The sequence below is a fragment of the Sphingobium sp. Leaf26 genome (genome assembly GCF_001421665.1).
Lineage (GTDB): Bacteria > Pseudomonadota > Alphaproteobacteria > Sphingomonadales > Sphingomonadaceae > Sphingobium.
Map to the genome: position 1 here is coordinate 196,253 of NZ_LMKV01000001.1, position 15,212 is coordinate 211,464.

General features: G+C 62.4%; 16 protein-coding genes. 8 read left to right on the forward strand and 8 right to left on the reverse strand.

Annotated features, from left to right (window positions below):
- Nucleotides 1-54 precede the first annotated feature (54 nt).
- The 3 genes from ASE85_RS00950 to ASE85_RS00960 are packed head-to-tail and all read left to right on the forward strand — an operon-like array spanning nucleotide 55 to nucleotide 3,262.
- The gene (locus ASE85_RS00950) at nucleotides 55-2,010 is read left to right on the forward strand and encodes a TadE/TadG family type IV pilus assembly protein (RefSeq protein WP_056682093.1); all 1,956 of its coding nucleotides are present in this window, start codon (nucleotides 55-57) and stop codon (nucleotides 2,008-2,010) included.
- Nucleotides 2,007-2,603, forward strand: coding sequence for a TadE/TadG family type IV pilus assembly protein (locus tag ASE85_RS00955; protein WP_056682096.1), 597 nt, complete (start codon nucleotides 2,007-2,009; stop codon nucleotides 2,601-2,603). Before ASE85_RS00950 ends, ASE85_RS00955 begins: the two co-directional genes overlap by 4 nt.
- Nucleotides 2,603-3,262, forward strand: coding sequence for a TadE/TadG family type IV pilus assembly protein (locus ASE85_RS00960; protein WP_056682098.1), 660 nt, complete (start codon nucleotides 2,603-2,605; stop codon nucleotides 3,260-3,262). Before ASE85_RS00955 ends, ASE85_RS00960 begins: the two co-directional genes overlap by 1 nt.
- A gap of 86 nt (nucleotides 3,263-3,348) precedes the next feature.
- On the opposite strand, the gene ASE85_RS00965 is transcribed toward ASE85_RS00960, so the two are convergent.
- From ASE85_RS00965 to eno, 4 genes are all read right to left on the reverse strand, one after another.
- The gene (locus ASE85_RS00965; RefSeq protein WP_056682101.1) at nucleotides 3,349-4,722 is read right to left on the reverse strand and encodes a pyruvate dehydrogenase complex E1 component subunit beta; all 1,374 of its coding nucleotides are present in this window, start codon (nucleotides 4,720-4,722) and stop codon (nucleotides 3,349-3,351) included.
- On the reverse strand, nucleotides 4,722-5,801 hold the full coding sequence (gene pdhA / locus ASE85_RS00970; RefSeq protein ID WP_056682104.1) for a pyruvate dehydrogenase (acetyl-transferring) E1 component subunit alpha: 1,080 nt from the start codon (nucleotides 5,799-5,801) through the stop codon (nucleotides 4,722-4,724). The genes ASE85_RS00965 and pdhA overlap by 1 nt, the downstream gene beginning before the upstream one ends.
- 244 nt (nucleotides 5,802-6,045) lie before the next feature.
- Nucleotides 6,046-6,357 (reverse strand): FtsB family cell division protein, encoded by a 312-nt coding sequence (locus ASE85_RS00975; RefSeq protein ID WP_056682107.1) that lies wholly within the window; start codon nucleotides 6,355-6,357, stop codon nucleotides 6,046-6,048.
- A gap of 79 nt (nucleotides 6,358-6,436) precedes the next feature.
- A complete protein-coding gene (gene eno, locus ASE85_RS00980; protein WP_056682110.1) occupies nucleotides 6,437-7,711 on the reverse strand; it encodes a phosphopyruvate hydratase in 1,275 nt (424 codons plus the stop codon).
- Between the two features lie 289 nt (nucleotides 7,712-8,000).
- Here eno and ASE85_RS00985 point away from each other — a divergent pair, with 289 nt between their 5' ends.
- The 5 genes from ASE85_RS00985 (at nucleotide 8,001) to ASE85_RS01005 (ending at nucleotide 10,376) form a co-directional block, all read left to right on the forward strand.
- Entirely contained in the window at nucleotides 8,001-8,627 is a 627-nt protein-coding gene (locus tag ASE85_RS00985; protein ID WP_056682113.1) for a hypothetical protein, read from the forward strand.
- A gap of 63 nt (nucleotides 8,628-8,690) precedes the next feature.
- Nucleotides 8,691-9,110 (forward strand): phage holin family protein, encoded by a 420-nt coding sequence (locus ASE85_RS00990; protein ID WP_082462608.1) that lies wholly within the window; start codon nucleotides 8,691-8,693, stop codon nucleotides 9,108-9,110.
- Nucleotides 9,107-9,427, forward strand: coding sequence for a hypothetical protein (locus ASE85_RS00995; RefSeq protein ID WP_056682116.1), 321 nt, complete (start codon nucleotides 9,107-9,109; stop codon nucleotides 9,425-9,427). The genes ASE85_RS00990 and ASE85_RS00995 overlap by 4 nt, the downstream gene beginning before the upstream one ends.
- Entirely contained in the window at nucleotides 9,420-10,049 is a 630-nt protein-coding gene (locus ASE85_RS01000; RefSeq protein WP_056682120.1) for a DUF883 family protein, read from the forward strand. Before ASE85_RS00995 ends, ASE85_RS01000 begins: the two co-directional genes overlap by 8 nt.
- Nucleotides 10,050-10,154: 105 nt before the next feature.
- Complete coding sequence (locus ASE85_RS01005; protein ID WP_056682123.1) at nucleotides 10,155-10,376, forward strand: DUF4170 domain-containing protein; 222 nt, start codon at nucleotides 10,155-10,157, stop codon at nucleotides 10,374-10,376.
- A 44-nt stretch (nucleotides 10,377-10,420) separates the two neighbouring features.
- Here ASE85_RS01005 and ASE85_RS01010 read toward each other — a convergent pair whose 3' ends face one another.
- From ASE85_RS01010 to ASE85_RS01025, 4 genes are all read right to left on the reverse strand, one after another.
- Entirely contained in the window at nucleotides 10,421-11,080 is a 660-nt protein-coding gene (locus ASE85_RS01010; RefSeq protein ID WP_056682126.1) for a rhomboid family intramembrane serine protease, read from the reverse strand.
- Nucleotides 11,081-11,082: 2 nt separating this feature from the next.
- Complete coding sequence (gene greA / locus ASE85_RS01015) at nucleotides 11,083-11,559, reverse strand: transcription elongation factor GreA (RefSeq protein ID WP_056682129.1); 477 nt, start codon at nucleotides 11,557-11,559, stop codon at nucleotides 11,083-11,085.
- An 80-nt stretch (nucleotides 11,560-11,639) separates the two neighbouring features.
- Nucleotides 11,640-14,975: a carbamoyl-phosphate synthase large subunit gene (gene carB / locus ASE85_RS01020; protein ID WP_056682132.1), complete on the reverse strand. Its 3,336-nt coding sequence runs from the start codon at nucleotides 14,973-14,975 to the stop codon at nucleotides 11,640-11,642.
- On the reverse strand, nucleotides 14,975-15,199 hold the full coding sequence (locus ASE85_RS01025; RefSeq protein WP_056682135.1) for a hypothetical protein: 225 nt from the start codon (nucleotides 15,197-15,199) through the stop codon (nucleotides 14,975-14,977). Before ASE85_RS01025 ends, carB begins: the two co-directional genes overlap by 1 nt.
- Nucleotides 15,200-15,212: the final 13 nt, after the last annotated feature.

Below are 15,212 nucleotides of genomic sequence, written 5' to 3' on the forward strand. Positions count from 1 at the left end.
GCTGCCCGACCCATCATTGGGGGTGTCGGGCGCGACATGGGTGATTGCGGGCAAATGGGCAAGACAAACGAGCAACCGATGGGCTTTCTGAAGCGTCTGGCGGGCAACCAGGCGGGCAACGTCATGGCGATGGTCGCTGCGGCGATCATCCCGCTCGCCGCGCTGATCGGCGGCGGTCTGGACATGAGCCGCGCCTATATGGCCCGCGCCCGCATGCAGCAGGCCTGCGACGCCGCCGCCCTGGCCGGCCGCCGCGCCATGACCGGCGCGTCCATGTCGACGTCCGACATTGCCGAAGCGCGCAAGTTCTTCAACTTCAACTTCCCGCAGAATACGTTCCAGGCTGCTGACTTCACCCCGGTCATCCAGAGCAAGCCCAGCGAAACGACCACGGTTCAGGTGACCGCGGAAACGACCATGCCGACCACGATCATGAAGATCTTCGGCTACACCACGCTTCCGCTCGCCGTGACGTGCGAAAGCCGGTTCGACATCGGCAACACCGACGTCATGCTGGTGCTCGACACCACCGGCTCCATGGCCAGCAACATGACCGACACAGACGGCACCGTCATGACGCGGCTGGCGGCCCTCAAGCTGGCGGTGAAGGATTTCTACGACACGCTGGGCGCGGGGTCCGACACGACCGGGCGCATCCGTTACGGCTTCATGCCCTATAGCTCGACCGTGAATGTCGGCTATTCGCTGCCTTCGAGCGCGATGTTGGGCGGAACGGCGGGAGATACATGGACCTATAACAGTCGACGCATGACCTATTATAGGGACACGCCATCGACCACGAATACCTGTTATCGAGGTTATGCGGGCTTCGGATCAAATAATTGCCGCACCAGCGCCTCCTCTGCGCAGAGCGATTCAAGCAACGTGTCGCGATCGAACTGTCAGACCTGGGCCAATGTATCCACGTCCGTCAGCGGCAGCTATCCTGGCACCGTAACCAAGATCGTCTATGCGGCCTATAGCTGGAACGGGACCAACCCTTTCCCATCATCAGGCAGTGGCAATCAGAAGTGCGTGCGTCAGGAAGTCACGACCACGCACACCACCAACGTCACCGGTGGCACAGGCAACACGTCGCTGAATGTCTGGGCCTATAATGACTTCGCCGCCGACGTCTCCACTTTCATAACCGGGGCGTCCACCCTTAATCCCGCCTTTATCGATGGCACCACCTCCACTTGGTCCGGTTGCATCGAGGAACGGGACACGGATAGCAGCATTACATCGACAACATCGACTTCTTCCATTCCGGCGGGCGCCTTTGACCTGCAAATCGACACGGCCCCGACCAACACCGCGACAAAGTGGCGTCCGCACTGGCCGGAAATAGAGTTTGATCGCAGCGGCCGCTGGCTGAACGACAATGTCTATCCCGATTATAGATCTGGCTCAGGCGGCTGGAACGCCTGCCCCAGCAAGGCGCGCAAGCTGGCGAGTTACACCAGCCGATCGGCCACACCCTCCGGCATGACGAGCAGCTTCGATACCTATATCGACGGCCTGATCGCAGTCGGCGGCACCTATCATGACATCGGCATGATGTGGGGCGCCCGCTTCCTGTCGCCCACCGGCATCTTCGCCAGCGAAAACGCCAATGCACCCAACGGCTTCAACATTTCACGTCATATCATCTTCATGACCGACGGCGATCTGACCGCCTATCAGTCCGTCTATGGCGCCTATGGCTATCAGAAGTTGGATGGCCGCGTCGCAGCCACCAGCACCGACGATGACGGACTGAAAGCGATCCACAAGCGGCGGCTGGAAATGATGTGCAACGCCATCAAGGGCCAGGGAGTCACTATCTGGGTCGTCGGCTTCAAGGACCAGCCAGCAGCGGGCACGCTCGATTCAACGATGCTCGATACCGAATTGCAGACATGCGCCAACAGCAGCAACCACTGGTTCATGGCCTATAAGCCATCCACTTTGCGCCAGAAATTCAAGGATATCGCCAAGAATATCGGCGGGTTGAGGCTGTCGCAATGATCGGTAGCACCGCCCGCTTCCTGACCCGGCTGCGCGATCATGCGCGGGGCGCGACGCTGCTGGAATTCGGTCTGGTGGCCGGGCCGCTGATCCTGACCATCATGGCGATCGGCGACCTGGGCTATCAATCCTATCTGCGCGCCGTGACCCGCGGCGTACTGGAGAAAGCCGCGCGTTCGGCATCGGTGGGCACGCTCAACAGCACGGACATCGACACCTATATCGAGGCGCAAATGGGGGCGATCAATTCCAAGAACGGCACCACATCGACCACCAAGAAAAGCTACTACAACTTTTCCCGCGTAGGAAAGCCGGAGAAGATCACCACCGACACCGCTCCGCTCGGCACCTATAATAGCGGCGACTGTTATGAAGACGCTAATGGCAATGGCAGCTACGACAGCAATAGCGGCGCCAGCGGCCTGGGCGGTGCGGACGACATCGTCTATTATGAAGTGACGATATCGATGCCGCGTCTCTTCCCGCTCGCCAAGATGCTCGGATGGAGTGCGACCCAGTCCGCCACCGCCTCCACCATGGTCCGCAACCAGCCCTGGGCCAATCAGGGCACACCGACGATCAGGTGCAGTTGATGACTCGCCTTCATATTCTTCGCGCCCTGCTGCGCCGCCTGCGCCGGGACGATCGCGGTCTGGCGCTGATCGAGTTCGCCTTTTCGCTGCCGGTTCTGGTCGTGCTGTGCATGGCCGGTCTGGAATGCGCGAACCTGGCGCTGGCCCATATGCGCGTCAGTCAGGTGGCGATGCTCGTGGCCGACAATGCCTCGCGTGTGCGAACGTCGATCGATGAGGCCGACGTCAATGAGATCATGACCGGCGCGGACCTGGCCACCGATTCGCTCAAGCTCAAGGCCAACGGCCGCATCTTTCTGTCGGATCTGGAACCCAACGGCCTTACCGGGGCGAACGAAGGCCAATTTATTCGCTGGCAGCGTTGTTGGGGCACCGGCAGTTTCACCTCCAGCTACGGTGTTGCCAATGACGGCAAGACCAGCGCCAGCATGAAAGACGGCATGGGGCCAGGCACGACAGCCGCCACCAAGGTCAAATCCGCCAGCAGCACTGCCGTGATGTTCGTGGAGGTCGCTTATAATTACCAGCCGCTGATCACCAATTCGATCTTCGGCGCCAAGGTCATCCGCTATACCAGCGCGTTCAACGTGCGCGAACGGACCGACCAGCAGATCAAGAATGCCGGCAGTCTGGCAACGTCTGCTACGGCCGCCTGCTGACAGGCGCTCAAGGCGCGCACCGGCACCGGATACGAAAAGGGCGGCTGAAACAGCCGCCCTTTCCTTTTTCGTGCCGGTAGCCGGCCTTATTTGTAGCAGACCTTCTTCGCCGCCGCGACGACGCGGGCTGCGTCGATCAGCGCCAGCTTTTCGAGGTTGGCGGCATAGGGCAGCGGCACATCCTCGTTGGTGACGCGCAGGACCGGAGCGTCGAGATCGTCGAAGCCCTGCTCCATCACGACCGCAGCGATTTCCGACGCGATCGAGCAGGTCGGCCAACCCTCTTCCACCACGACGAGGCGGTTGGTTTTCTTGAGGCTTTCCAGCACCGTTGCCGTGTCGAGCGGACGCAGCGTGCGCAGGTCGATCACTTCGGCGTCGATGCCCTCGCCCGCCAGCGTCTCTGCCGCGTCGAGCGCGAGGCCCACACCGATCGAATAGCTGACCAGCGTGACGTCCTTGCCCGGACGCATGATGCGCGCCTTGCCGATCGGCAGGACATAGTCATCGACCTTGGGCACGTCGAAGCTGCGACCGTAGAGCAGTTCGTTCTCCAGGAACACGACCGGGTCGGTCGAGCGGATCGCAGCCTTGAGCAGGCCCTTGGCGTCGGCCGCGTCATAGGGCGCGATGACGATCAGGCCGGGAACGGCGGCATACCAGGGACCGTAGTTCTGGCTGTGCTGCGCGCCGACGCGGCTGGCCGCGCCGTTAGGGCCACGGAACACGATCGGGCAGCGCATCTGGCCGCCGGACATATAGTTGGTCTTGGCGGCCGAGTTGATGATGTGATCGATCGCCTGCATGGCGAAGTTGAACGTCATGAACTCGATGACCGGACGCAGGCCACCCATGGCCGCGCCCGTGCCGATGCCGGCAAAACCATATTCGGTGATCGGCGTGTCGATGACGCGCTTGGGACCGAATTCGTCCAGCAGGCCCTGCGTGACCTTGTAGGCGCCCTGATATTCGGCGACTTCCTCGCCCATCACGAAAACGCGCTCATCCTTGCGCATTTCTTCGGCCATCGCGTCGCGCAATGCTTCGCGCACGGTCGTCTTGACGAACTGGGTGCCGGCCGGAAGGTCCGGGTCAGCCACGGTCGCGCGGGCTTCCGACGCCAGCTTGGACGTTCCGCTTTCGGCCTTCTTGGGCGCTTCGGCATCCGCCTTCGGCGCTTCTTCCGCCTTCGGTGCGGGGGCCGGAGCGGCGTCGCCATCCTCGCCCGCCATCGTCGCGATGACGGTGCCGACCTTCACGCCTTCGCTACCTTCGGCGATCATGATCTTGCCGATCTTGCCTTCATCGACGGCTTCGAATTCCATCGTCGCCTTGTCGGTTTCGATTTCCGCCAGGATATCGCCCGACTTCACTTCGTCGCCTTCCTTCACCAGCCACTTGGCCAGCGTGCCCTCTTCCATCGTCGGCGAGAGCGCCGGCATCTTGATTTCGATACCCATTAATATTGCTCCACCAGCACGTCGGTATAGAGTTCAGCCAGTTCCGGTTCGGGCGAGGTTTCGGCAAAGTCGGCGGCTTCGGCCACGACCTTGCGGATGTCCTGGTCGATCACCTTGATCTCGTCTTCGCTGACGCCGGCTGCGACCAGATATTTCTTCACGGCCTCGATCGGGTCGCTGTTGTCGCGCACCGCCTGCACTTCGTCGCGCGACCGGTACTTGGCCGGGTCGGACATGGAGTGACCGCGATAGCGGTAGGTCTTCATTTCCAGCAGGATCGGGCCATTGCCTTCGTGCACCCACTTGAGCGCTTCCTCGGTCGCGCCGCGCACGGCGAGCACGTCCATGCCGTCGACCTGAAGACCGGGAATGCGGAAGCTTTCGCCACGACGATAGAGCTGGTCTTCCGACGAGGCGCGGTTGACGCTGGTGCCCATGGCATACTGGTTGTTTTCGATCACGAAGATGATCGGCAACTTCCACAACTCGGCCATGTTGAACGATTCATAGACCTGGCCCTGATTGGCCGCGCCGTCACCGAAATAAGCGACGCACACGCCGCCGTCATTATTGTACTTGTGCGCGAAGCCCAGGCCTGCACCCAGCGACACCTGAGCACCGACGATGCCATGGCCGCCGTAGAATTTATGCTCGACGCTGAACATGTGCATCGAACCGCCCTTGCCGCGCGAGATACCCGCTTCACGACCGGTCAGTTCAGCCATGATGAGCTTGGGGTCGATGCCATAGGCCAGCATGTGGCCATGGTCGCGATAGCCGGTGATGACGCTGTCCTTGCCGGGCTTCAACGCCGACTGGATGCCGACGGCAACCGCTTCCTGACCGATATAGAGGTGGCAGAAGCCGCCGATGAAACCCAGGCCATAGAGTTGGCCGGCCTTTTCCTCGAAGCGGCGGATCAGGACCATCTGCCGGTAGAACTCCAGCAGTTCTTCTTTGCTGGCCTTGTAGTCGGTCGGCGTTTCCGGGCGCGGCCGGTTATGGTCCGCACCGGCAGCGGCGGGTGCAGCCGCCTTTGCCTTATCGCTCGCAGCGCGCGGCGTGGTTGGTTTCGCCAAGGCTATTATCCTTTTGCGTGGGGGTAGGATGGAAGGAAGCCCGATATAGCGGCAGAGTTGCATATATTGCAACTGCGGACCCCCCGGAATCCGGCCAGAACCAATAGCTATGACCGAAAATTGATGGGTTTGAACGAACTGGCCACAGAGTGGCAAAACGCGCTCGCAGCAAAATTACGAAGCGGAGGATTTTCGCGCAAAATACTTTCACGAACGTCACGCTTCCGTAACGTCAATGCCGATATCAGTTCAGGGGCACGACCACTTCGTCATGGTGAATCACCCCAAGCTGGCGGCGGATCAGTTCGTCGGCCAGGTCAGGATCGACACGGCGCGGATCAAGCGCCTCGACGCGGTTGCGCAATTCGGCCTGGGCATGGCGGGTCTGCTTCAGTTCGGTCTGCGCGACGTGCAACTGGCGTGAATAGTCACCCCATGCCAGCACCCCGTTGGCCCCCAGCACGACATAGCCGGCGAAGAACAGCAGCAGCAGCAACGCAATCGCAGGGCCGATAGCCGACAACAGAAGGAGACGAAGTTTCGCGATATGCGCCATGGACCAGAAGAATCACAGGAAAAGGCCGGCCGCAAGCGAAAAATGCGTCGCTTGCGGCCGGCTGAGCCTCTTTATGTTTTTACCGGAAGATCGAACGCCCGGCATAGACGGCGATGTCGCCCAGTTCTTCCTCGATGCGGATGAGCTGGTTATATTTGGCCAACCGGTCGGAACGGGCCAGCGAACCGGTCTTGATCTGGCCGCAGTTGGTGGCGACGGCGAGGTCGGCGATGGTCGCATCCTCGGTTTCGCCGGAACGGTGCGACATGACCGCGCTATACCGCGACCGGTGCGCCAGATCGACGGCGGCCAGCGTCTCGGTCAGCGTGCCGATCTGGTTGACCTTGACCAGCAGCGAGTTGGCCAGCCCCTTGCCGATGCCCATGGCGAGGCGCGCGGGGTTGGTGACGAACAGGTCGTCGCCGACAAGCTGGACCTGATGTCCGATCTTGTCGGTCAGCGCCTTCCAGCCCTCGAAATCATCCTCGCTCATGCCGTCTTCGATCGACTTGATCGGATAGTCGTTGGTCAGGGCCGCCAGATAATCGGCCATTTCGACCGGCGTCAGCGACAGGCCTTCGCCCGAAATTTCGTAACGGCCGTTCTTGAAGAACTCCGTCGCCGCGCAGTCCAGCGCCAACACGACGTCGTCGCCCGGCTTGTAGCCCGCCTTCTCTACCGACAGCATGATGAAGTCGAGAGCGTCGCGAGTCGAGGCGATGTTGGGGGCGAAGCCGCCCTCGTCGCCGACCGACGTCGCCAGCCCCTTGTCGTGCAGCCCCTTCTTGAGGGTGTGGAAGATTTCCGAACCGATGCGGACCGCGTCTGCGATGCTCTCGGCACCGACCGGCATGATCATGAATTCCTGGAAATCGATCGGGTTGTCGGCATGTTCGCCGCCGTTGATGATGTTCATCATCGGCACCGGCAGGACATGCGACTGCACCCCGCCGACATAGCGATAGAGTGGCAGGCCGCGCGCATCTGCGGCGGCCTTGGCGGCGGCGAGCGACACGCCCAGAATGGCGTTGGCGCCAAGCCGCGACTTGTTTTCGGTGCCGTCCAGCGCGATCATCGCGGCGTCGACTTCACCCTGATCCTCGGCGTCCAGGCCGATCAGTTCGCCGGCAATCTCGTCATTGACGGCGGCAACGGCCTGAAGGACGCCCTTGCCCAGATATTTGCTTTTGTCGCCGTCGCGCTTTTCGACGGCTTCATAGGCACCGGTGGACGCGCCCGATGGCACGGCGGCGCGGCCGAAGCTGCCATCTTCCAGCATGACGTCGACTTCGACGGTGGGGTTGCCCCGGCTGTCGAGTATCTGGCGGGCGTGAATATCGAGAATGGCGGTCATGATCGCTCCTGCACTTGCGGTCTGGGCGTCGGCCTTGCGGCCTGAGGCGGTCTGGGCGTCGGCCTTTCGGCCTGAGGCGGTCTGGGCGTCGGCCTTTTGGCCTCATATGCGCGCTCCGCTTAGCCAGCGCCTCCCGCATTGGCAATGCAGGGGGTTGCGCAGATGCAAAAAATGCCGATGCTCGAAAATGTAACGGCAACGGAACTGTAGGCCGTTGCGAAGCATTTGGACCATGATATCCGCCGGCCCGCCCGGCCCCATGTGAATTGGAAAGGGAGACAAGAGGACGATGGCCGACACACCGGAAACCCCGCCCGTCAAGCGCGTCAAGAAAACGCCGGTCGTCAAGCCGATCAAGGCGAAGGCCGCCAAGCCGGCGATCGCCAGCCCCTCTTCGCCTGCCGTGAAGACCGCCCCGGTCAAGAAGGCCGCCACGCGCAAGGCGCCGGCCAAGAAGCCCGGCAATGGCGCCGCCTCTAATAGCTGGACCGCCCAGATCGCCCCGATCAAGGAACAGGCCGAAAAGGCTGCAAAGGCCGCAGCCGACAAACTGAATGCCGTCGATTGGAAGGCGCATATCGACCCGATCAAGGAACAGGCCGGCAAGACCGCCAAGTCCGCCGCCGGCGTCGCAAAGGACAAGACCGGCACGACTTTGCAGAGCCTTGCCAAGCTGATTTCCGACACGGCTGGCACGGTCGATTCCAAGCTCGGCCCGCAATATGGCGACTATGCCCGCCAGGCGGCGGAATCGGTTGCCGGTGCGGCGGATTCGCTGGATGCGAAGGATGTAGACCAGTTGATCGGCGAAGCGCGTGATTTCGTGCGCAAGAGTCCGGCCGTGGCGATCGGTGCGGCGGCGGTGGTCGGCTTCGTGCTGATGCGCCTTGCCAAGGGATCGGATGACAAAGCGTAAGCCTTCCCCCCGATTGCATATTCCGACCCAAGCACAGGCCCGCAAGGCGGGGCGGAGGGCCAATTGACTGATACACCAACGGATACGGCGGTGACGCCGCCGACCGATGAGCAGCCCCATGGCGCGCCCGATCACGATGCGCGCAACGAGAGCGTGAAGACCGAAAGCGTGAAGGAGGTGCTGTCGCGCCTATATGCGGATGGCCGCGCTTATGCCGCTGCCGAGGCGGAAAAGCAGAAACTGCGCGCGGGCATCATCGGCGCAGGCATACGCAATGCCGCCATCTTTGCCATGGTGGCGCTCATGCTGGCCTTTGCCAGCATCGTGGCCCTGCTGGTGGGCCTCACCATCGCCCTGTCGCAACTGGTGGCCCCCATCTGGGCCACGCTGATCGTGGCGGGCGGCGGACTGATCGTCACCCTGCTGCTGCTGCTCGCGGCGAAGGGCTGCATCACCCGCATGAGGAAGGCGATCGCGCCATGAACCTGGAAAGCCGCTATCGCGCCGCCTGCGACCGGGCAGACGCCGCCAGGGGCCGCCTGCACCTGACGGCGCAGGAAGCCAGGGTGCGCGTCACCCCTGCCCGCCTGAAACAGGATGTAAAGGACAAGGCCGGCGCCGCTGTCACGAACGGTATCGCGCAGGCTGCCGCTCATGCGCGGCAGCGGCCCATCGCAATCGGCGCCGCAGCCACCGCCTTCGGCCTGTTTCTCGCCCGTCGTCCGCTGGCGGCACTTTTCGCCCGCCTGTACGTTGACTTGAAAAATAGACCGGAACATTCGGAGACTGACAATGGCTGACATCCGCGCACAGATTACCCGCGTTCGCGAAGCTGCAAATGATGCGGCGTCCACAGCGACGGACAAGATCAAGGACACCACCGACAAGGCGCGCGAAAGCGCCGGCGACCTGATCCAGACCAGCCGGGACAAGGCCAGCGAAGCCTATGGCGATGCCAAGGACCGCACCGCGCGCGTTGCTACCCGCGCCAATGAAATCGTGCAGGAACATCCCATTGTCGCCGTGGCCGGCGCGGTGGCGGTGGGCGCGGTCGTCGCTTGGATGTTCCCCAAGAGCCGCGCTGCGATGAAAGCTCTGCCGGGTCTGGCCGTCACCGCCGGATCGCGCGTGCTGGAAGCCGCCATCGCCGCCCGCGCCGCCGCTGCGGAAGGCGCAGAAACGGTGAAGCAGGGTGCAGCCAACGCGCTGAACAGCGCAGCCCATAATACGGGTGGCGTAAGAAAGAGCGCTGCCAATGCCCTTCACGTCGCCAGCGATGTGGCGGCTGACGCCCGCGACAGTATCGCCGCTGCGGACTTGCCGGCCAAGGCGTCGAAGCTGGCCGACGAAGTCACCGCGCTCGTCGCGGCCAAGGTCGATGCGCTCAGCGATGCGATCAAGGCGCGATTGCCCAAAAACTAATCGCGATTTCGGCAAACGCAATCGACGCTTGCCCCTCCTCTCCTTGGCTGATGACGGCGACGATGCTAAGGCGTCGGCATCAGCCACAGGAGAATATAAAACGCCATGAGCAAAATGCATCTGGTGATGGGCGGCCGCGTGACCAATCCGCAGACGCTGGAATTTCAGGATCTGTCCGCCGTCGATCTGGTCGGCGTGTTCCCCGACTATGCCTCGGCCGAAAAGGCCTGGCGCAGCGCTGCGCAGCGTACGGTTGACGATGCGGAGATGCGCTATGTCATCGTGCATCTGCACCGGTTGCTTGAACCGGAACTGCCGGGCGCGTGATGTGCATTCTGTTCCCCGGCGCAGGCTGGGGAACAGCAGCAATCTCAGTGTATCGTGCGCGGCTTCTTGCGAAAGCGCCAGCGCAACAGGGGCCGGGTCATCGCCAGCCCGATGATGAAGCCGCCGATATGCGCGGCGATGGCGATCTGCCCCAATTCGCGCATGCCAGCGCCGCTGGCGAGGCCGATCATCAGTTGGACCGCGATCCAGCCCGCCGCCAACCACAGAACCCGCACCAGATTGGCCGAAAGCGGCCCGATTGCCCGCACCTGCTGCTGGCTGTAGAGCAGCGCATAGGGCGCGATGATCGCGGAAATGGCGCCGCTCGCCCCTACCATCGGGTTGGTCGAGGCCGGGTCGATCGCCCATTGCGCCAGGCAGGCGCCATAAGCGCCGACGATGTAGAGGGCCAGCGTCCCGCCCCAGCCCAGCACATGTTCCACCTGCCGCCCGCAGAACAGCAGCATCAACAGATTGAAGCCAATGTGCAGCCAGCCGGCATGGATGAAGGTGCAACTGAGCGGCGTCAGAAAGGCGGGCACGGCAACCATGCCGTCCAGCAACGCCGGATCGCCCAGCCGGGCCGGAATGAAGCCGCCGATGACGGCGGCATTGTCCACCTGCCCCGTCAGAAAGAGCAGCAGGAAAGCGGCGAAGGTGATCGCCGCAATCCCGTTTGTCAGTCGTCCGGCGGGCAATTTCACGGTCAGATGAATTCGATCTTGTCGACCTGGTAGAATTTGTCGCCCGAAGGGACCGACACTTCCACATCTTCGCCAACGGTACGACCGATCAGCGCGCGGCCCAGCGGGCTGTTGTACGAAATCATGCCCAGCTTGGCATCCGCCTCGGCCAGACCCACGATCTGATACTTCACCGGCTTGTCGTCTTCGTCCAGCAGCGTCACGGTCGCGCCGAAGATGATCTTGTCACCCGACAGCATCGTAGGATCGATCACCTGCGCCCGCGACAGCTTGTCTTCCAGGTCGTTGATCATCGCTTCGACCTGGCCCTGCCGTTCCTTGGCCGCGTGATATTCCGCGTTTTCCGACAGGTCGCCATGCGCGCGCGCTTCTTCGATGGCGTCCACGATCAAAGGCCGTTCAGCCTTCAGTTCGCGAAGCTGCGTATTGAGCTTGTCATAGCCCATTTGCAGCATCGGCATCTTCTCGACGGTCGCCATTCCCTTAAATCCTTCGTCAAAACTTCCCTCTGGCGGCCCCGTTCAGAGGCCGCCCCGCAGCATCATTCCTGTAGAGGGGATCAAGCGTGCGACAGGGGATAATAGGACTGGAGCGAGCGCACTTCAAGGGCATGGCCCCGCAAAGCCTCGATCGCGTCCGCCGCGGCGACACTGGCCGCCGCAGTCGTGAAGCTCGCCACCTTCTGCCGAAGGGCGCTGGTGCGGATCGCCTTGCTGTCCTTGAGCGACTGCCAGCCCTCGGTCGTGTTGAAGATCAACTGCACGTCGCCGTCGGTAATCTTGTCCACGATATGCGGACGACCCTCGGCGACCTTGTTCACCTTCTCCACCGCGATGCCATGGTCGGCCAGATAGTCGGCCGTGCCACCGGTCGCGATCAGCTTGAAGCCCATCGCCACCAGCTTGCGCGCGGCCGGCAGGATGACCGGCTTGTCGCTATCCTTCAGCGAAATGAACACCGTGCCGCTGGTGGGCAGGACGGTGCCCGCGCCGATCTGCGCCTTGGCGAAGGCGATCGCGAAATTGCTATCGATCCCCATGACTTCGCCGGTGCTCTTCATTTCCGGTGACAGGACCGGATCGACGCCGGGAAAGCGATTGAACGGGAATACCGCTTCCTTCACCGCCACATGGTCGATCGCATTGCGGTCGATCTTCGGCAGATCCCTGATCTTCTCCCCCGCCATCACGCGGCTGGCGATCTTGGCGATGGGCGTACCGATCGCCTTGGCGACGAAGGGCACGGTGCGGCTGGCGCGCGGGTTGACCTCGATCAGATAGACAGTGCCATCCTTGACCGCGAACTGGATGTTCATCAGGCCGCGCACCGATAAGGCATGTGCCAGCACTTCGGTCTGCCGCTCGATCTCCGCGATGATCTCGTCCGACAGGCTGTAGGGCGGCAGCGAACAGGCGCTGTCGCCGGAATGGACGCCCGCTTCCTCGATATGCTGCAAAACGCCGGCCACGACCACATCGTCGCCATCGCACAGCGCGTCCACATCGACCTCGATCGCGTCGCGCAGATACTGGTCGATCAGCACCGGGGATTCGCCCGACACCTGAACGGCGGTGGTGATATATTCCTCCAGTTGCGCCTGGCCGTCCACGATCTCCATCGCCCGGCCGCCCAGCACATAGCTCGGCCGCATCAACACCGGATAGCCGATGCGATTGGCGACCGCGATCGCTTCCTCGCGGCTGCGCGCAATGCCGTTGGCGGGCTGGCGCAGCTTCAGCTTGTCGATCAGCGCCGCGAAACGCTCGCGATCCTCCGCCAGGTCGATCGCGTCCGGGCTGGTGCCCAGGATCGGGATGCCCGCGTCCTCCAGCGCCTGCGCCAGTTTCAGCGGCGTCTGCCCGCCAAACTGCACCAGTACGCCGGCCAGCGTCCCGTTCGACATCTCGACATGCAGGATTTCCAGCACATCCTCGGCCGTCAGCGGCTCGAAATAGAGGCGGTCGGACGTGTCATAGTCGGTCGACACCGTTTCCGGGTTGCAGTTGACCATGATCGTCTCATAGCCGACCTCGCTCAGCGCGAAGCAGGCATGAACGCAGCAATAGTCGAACTCGATCCCCTGCCCGATCCGGTTCGGCCCGCCACCCAATATGACGACCTTCTTGCGGTCGGTCGGCGCGGCTTCATTCTCCGCCTCGCCGAACAGCGGCGCTTCATAGGTGGAATACATGTACGGCGTCTTCGCCTCGAACTCGGCGGCGCAGGTGTCGATGCGCTTGAACACGGGCCGCACGCCCAGCTTGTGGCGCAGCTTGCGCACTTCGTCCTCGGTCACGCCGCCGGTCATCGCCTTGACCGCTTCGTGGATCAGGCCGGAGCCACGCGCGATGCCCCGCTCCATGCCGCGCAGATTGGCGGACTTGAGCGCCAGCCAGGCGAGCCGCTTGTCGGAAAAGCCCATGGATTTCAGGCGGCGCATCCCGTCCGTATCCTGCGGCAGGCCGTTTTCCAGAACCTCGCCTTCCGCATCGACGATTTCCTTGATCCGCTCCAGGAACCAGGGATCGAACTTGGCGATATTATGGATTTCCTGCACGGAAAGCCCTTCGCGCAGAGCCTGCGCCGCGACCAGCAACCGGTCCGGGGTCGCCTGCGCCAGCGCGGCGACGATGTCGTCCTTGGGCGCGCCGACCAGATGATCGACATTATTGAAGCCTGAGAGGCCCGTCTCCAGACCGCGCAGCGCCTTCTGCATCGATTCATGGATGTTGCGGCCGATCGCCATGACTTCGCCGACGGACTTCATGGCGGTGCCCAGCAGCGGCTCGGCGCCCTTGAACTTTTCGAAGGCGAAGCGCGGAATCTTCGTCACGACATAGTCGATCGTCGGCTCGAACGACGCGGGCGTCGCCCCGGTGATGTCGTTCGTGATCTCGTCCAGCGTATAGCCCACCGCCAGCTTCGCCGCGACCTTGGCGATCGGGAAGCCGGTCGCCTTGGACGCCAGCGCGGACGATCGCGACACGCGCGGGTTCATCTCGATCACGATCAGGCGGCCGTCCTTCGGATTGACCGAGAACTGTACGTTGGAACCGCCTGTTTCCACACCGATTTCACGCAGCACCGCGATGCTCGCGTTGCGCATGATCTGATATTCCTTGTCGGTCAGCGTCAGCGCCGGGGCGACGGTGATGGAGTCGCCGGTATGGACGCCCATCGGATCGACATTTTCGATCGAACAGATGATGATGCAATTGTCGTTGCGATCCCGCACGACCTCCATCTCATATTCTTTCCAGCCGATCAGCGATTCCTCGATCAGCACCTCGGTCGTCGGCGACGCATCCAGCCCGCCGCGCACGATGGTCATGAACTCTTCGCGATTATAGGCGATGCCGCCGCCGGTGCCGCCCATGGTGAAGCTGGGGCGGATGATCGAAGGAAGGCCGGTGAACTCCAGCGCCTCCAGCGCTTCTTCCATCGTATGGGCGATGCGCGAACGAGCCGATTCCAGCCCGATCTTGTCCATGGCGTCGCGGAACTTGATCCGGTCCTCCGCCTTGTCGATCGCTTCGGCGTCCGCGCCGATCATCTGCACGCCGTACTTGGCCAGCGTGCCGTCGTTGAACAGCGCCAGCGCCGTATTCAGCGCCGTCTGCCCGCCCATCGTCGGCAGCACCGCGTCCGGCCGCTCCTTCTCGATGATCTTCGCCACGATTTCGGGCGTGATCGGCTCGACATAGGTCGCGTCGGCAAATTCCGGGTCGGTCATGATCGTGGCCGGGTTGGAATTGACCAGGATGATGCGATAGCCCTCTTCCTTGAGCGCCTTCACCGCCTGCGTGCCCGAATAATCGAACTCACACGCTTGGCCGATGATGATCGGACCAGCGCCAATGATGAGGATGGAGGAGATGTCGGTTCTTTTAGGCATCAGAAGTGGCTTTTCCCGATCTGCACCAGCTTTTCAAAAGCGGCTTTATCTAAGCGAATTGTTTGCGAAACTTTGCCAGGGATTTCTCGGCCGGGTCGGCCATAGGTATCTATCTGGATCAGCTTCTCTCGGCCGCAATCTACGAGCCGAACAATGGTTTCGACCTCTTCGTGAGGTCGGGCATTGTTTAGATGTTCAACCTTAAAGTCGCGCACCGTCGCCATTGCTCAATCCCTT

Coding starts and splice junctions, on each gene's coding strand:
- ASE85_RS00950 (WP_056682093.1), top strand. CDS start 55: ATGGGCAAGACAAACGAGCAACCGATGGGCTTTCTGAAGCGTCTGGCG.
- ASE85_RS00955 (WP_056682096.1), top strand. CDS start 2,007: ATGATCGGTAGCACCGCCCGCTTCCTGACCCGGCTGCGCGATCATGCG.
- ASE85_RS00960 (WP_056682098.1), top strand. CDS start 2,603: ATGACTCGCCTTCATATTCTTCGCGCCCTGCTGCGCCGCCTGCGCCGG.
- ASE85_RS00965 (WP_056682101.1), bottom strand. CDS start 4,722: ATGGGTATCGAAATCAAGATGCCGGCGCTCTCGCCGACGATGGAAGAG.
- ASE85_RS00975 (WP_056682107.1), bottom strand. CDS start 6,357: ATGGCGCATATCGCGAAACTTCGTCTCCTTCTGTTGTCGGCTATCGGC.
- eno (WP_056682110.1), bottom strand. CDS start 7,711: ATGACCGCCATTCTCGATATTCACGCCCGCCAGATACTCGACAGCCGG.
- ASE85_RS00985 (WP_056682113.1), top strand. CDS start 8,001: ATGGCCGACACACCGGAAACCCCGCCCGTCAAGCGCGTCAAGAAAACG.
- ASE85_RS00995 (WP_056682116.1), top strand. CDS start 9,107: ATGAACCTGGAAAGCCGCTATCGCGCCGCCTGCGACCGGGCAGACGCC.
- ASE85_RS01000 (WP_056682120.1), top strand. CDS start 9,420: ATGGCTGACATCCGCGCACAGATTACCCGCGTTCGCGAAGCTGCAAAT.
- ASE85_RS01005 (WP_056682123.1), top strand. CDS start 10,155: ATGAGCAAAATGCATCTGGTGATGGGCGGCCGCGTGACCAATCCGCAG.
- greA (WP_056682129.1), bottom strand. CDS start 11,559: ATGGCGACCGTCGAGAAGATGCCGATGCTGCAAATGGGCTATGACAAG.
- carB (WP_056682132.1), bottom strand. CDS start 14,975: ATGCCTAAAAGAACCGACATCTCCTCCATCCTCATCATTGGCGCTGGT.
- ASE85_RS01025 (WP_056682135.1), bottom strand. CDS start 15,199: ATGGCGACGGTGCGCGACTTTAAGGTTGAACATCTAAACAATGCCCGA.